The 527-nt window shown below is 38.3% G+C and carries 1 protein-coding gene; it reads left to right on the top strand.

From position 1 onward, the window contains the following. A partial coding sequence (locus KA878_RS14205) for a PTS transporter subunit EIIC (protein WP_210142284.1) occupies window positions 1-527 on the top strand: 527 nt, incomplete at both ends.

The following is a 527-nucleotide window of genomic DNA, read 5'->3' as shown; positions in this document are numbered from 1 at the left end:
GGTAGATCTCTTATGCTACCGGTTGCAGTTTTACCAGCAGCTGCAATCATAATAGGTATCGGTAACGCATTATTGGCATTGGGGATATTACCGACAGTAGCTGCATTCTTTTCTTCTGCAGGTTCTACGATACTTGAGCAACTTGGTATCCTCTTTGCTATTGGGGTAGCATTAGGTATGGCTAAGAAAAATGATGGGGCTGTAGCACTTGCGGCAGCTGTAGGTTTCTTTTTAACGACAGTAGTATTGAGTCCAGAAAAATTGGCGCCGTTACTGGGGGTTAAAGAGACGGGTGTGGATGCAGCATTTGAACAAATGAATAATTCAAATGTTTTTATCGGCTTAATTATAGGTTTAATTGCAGCATATACCTACAATAAATTCAGTAAAACAGAATTACCAACAGCTTTATCCTTCTTTAGTGGTAAGCGATTAGTACCGATTTTAACAGCTTTTTTTAGTATTATTTTGGCTGTAATCATGTTATTTGTTTGGCCGTTCATTTTTTCAGCAATCGTTATATTTGG

Origin of the sequence: Staphylococcus sp. GDY8P57P (genome assembly GCF_017892585.1) — a bacterium.
GTDB classification, from domain to species: Bacteria; Bacillota; Bacilli; order Staphylococcales; family Staphylococcaceae; genus Staphylococcus; species Staphylococcus borealis.
The sequence above is the reverse complement of the archived record's forward strand: the minus strand, read 5'-3'. Positions and strand labels throughout refer to the sequence as shown.